The organism is Nostoc sp. XA010 (assembly GCF_020829625.1).
Classification (GTDB): domain Bacteria; phylum Cyanobacteriota; class Cyanobacteriia; order Cyanobacteriales; family Nostocaceae; genus Nostoc.
In genome coordinates this window covers 1-1955 of record NZ_JAIVFX010000073.1, presented here as the reverse complement: position 1 = coordinate 1955, position 1955 = coordinate 1, and the positions used below count along the sequence as shown (strand labels likewise).

Sequence of the window (1955 nt, the reverse complement as noted above, 5' to 3'; positions counted from 1 at the left end):
GACACTTACACCGTCGATAATGTAGGTGATCTAGTCACAGAAAACTTTAATGATGTCCTGGCTGGTGTAGATACAGTCAATTCCTCTGTGAGCTTCACCCTGGGATTTGGTCTAGAAAACCTGAATTTGACTGGCTCTGACAATATTGACGGTACAGGAAATAGCAATAACAACGTCATCAATGGCAACAGTGGCATTAACGTTCTCTCTGGTGGTTTAGGTGCAGATACTCTCATAGGTGGTGATGGTAACGACACTTACACCGTCGATAATGTAGGTGATCTAGTCACAGAAAACTTTAATGATGTCCTGGCTGGTGTAGATACAGTCAATTCCTCTGTGAGCTTCACCCTGGGATTTGGTCTAGAAAACCTGAATTTGACTGGCTCTGACAATATTGACGGTACAGGAAATAGCAATAACAACGTCATCAATGGCAACAGTGGCATTAACGTTCTCTCTGGTGGTGTCGGAAATGATACCCTTGTTGGCGGCGCTGGCGCAGATAAGTTTGTGTTTAACAGCCTGTTTGAGGGTATTGATGTCATCCAAGACTTTAACTTTAGTGAGTCTGACAAAATTCAAATTTCTCAATTAGGATTTGGCTCTAGTTCTTTTAGTAATTTCTCCTACAACACTGCTAATGGGGATTTGTCCTTTAACGGTACTGTATTTGCCATCCTACCCAATCCACTTTCTACTTCTGGGTTCTTTGTTCCTAGTTTGGATATTGAGTTTATCGCCTAAAACTCATGGGCTATGGGTGCTGTTAGCGTACCACTCCGTGGAAGCAAGCTACGCGGAGCGTCTCGTTAGAGAAGCAGGACTTAATCCTGTGCTGAGTGACAATTACTAACCTCTAATCTTTGTCAGAAAAATAGCGACTGAGGACTGGGTTGTAAGGGTGTAGGGGTGTAAGGTTCAAGATATTTTCCGGAAATCATTGTGTAATTTATCACATGATTGTCTAACTAGAAAATCGGGAAAACTAACCAACCTTCCCCTACCCTTTTTCATCTAAGCTAATCGGCACTTAAGTTGCATAAAGGTAGGGCTGAAGCCCTTACTACAAGCGAATCATTCTGGAAAAATGAATGACGATTAGCTGATCATGGTGTACGCAGTTGGGCAAAGCTACTTCTGTCAATTTCCTAAAGTGATCACAGTATTCGGGGCTGAGGTCAGCGATCCTGACATTTGCCACCGTTTAACCCTCGAAAAGCTTGCCTGATAAAGCTTACAGTCAAAATTATTCCTTTTACCCGAATCCATTGGATTTGGCTGACTTGAGCATTTTTCTCTCACTAGAGACATAAAAGAGCGTTAATCATGACTTTCAGGCTTCGGTTCTGGATTGCGATCGCTGCCACTACCACCCATCGATAGGGCACTCAATGGTCAAGAGAAAGTTTATGTGCATTGTTGGGGAGGAATTGGTCGAACAGGAATAGTTGTTGGCTGTTACCTAGTAGGCATCACCGTGGTCGGGTAGCAGGACTATATCGCTATAATCCCGCCCCCTCAGAACCCAATACTGCTCGGTTAAGGGAAAATAGATAACGGAATAAATCATAATTTGTTCGCGTGTAATCTACGAGAACAAAAACAACTAAAAAGGTTGCTTGTACCTGAAGGCACTCTCGAAAAATTTAATTGTCAATTGCTGAGAATATTTTTAACTTGTTGAACTAGAAATTGAGGATGAGTAATTTATTTGTTGTATCGGACAAGTGGATGTGTTCAACTTGCCTTTCTGACAATTTGAAAGGATAGTAGTTGTCGAGGAGTGCCATTATTTCTATCCAAAGTATTCTCCGCTTCCCATCGGTGGTGATACTCAGTCGCTAGAAGCAAAGCCGGAAAAATCGAAATATCCATCAAATCGGTAATCAGACGATAAACTTTTTCTGTACCGTTCTCTTCAACAGTATATTCTATTACGCGGATAGGAATTC

1 protein-coding gene and 2 pseudogenes are annotated in these 1955 nt (G+C 41.9%); 2 read left to right on the top strand and 1 reads right to left on the bottom strand.

Going from position 1 to position 1955, the window contains the following annotated elements:
* Positions 1-747, top strand: a pseudogene (locus LC608_RS34620) (hypothetical protein); the annotation flags it as partial.
* Between the two features lie 607 nt (positions 748-1354).
* A complete protein-coding gene (locus tag LC608_RS37755; RefSeq protein WP_374108489.1) occupies positions 1355-1492 on the top strand; it encodes a hypothetical protein in 138 nt (45 codons plus the stop codon).
* A 308-nt stretch (positions 1493-1800) separates the two neighbouring features.
* Here LC608_RS37755 and LC608_RS34615 read toward each other — a convergent pair.
* Positions 1801-1955 (bottom strand): annotated as a pseudogene (locus tag LC608_RS34615) (transposase); the annotation flags it as partial.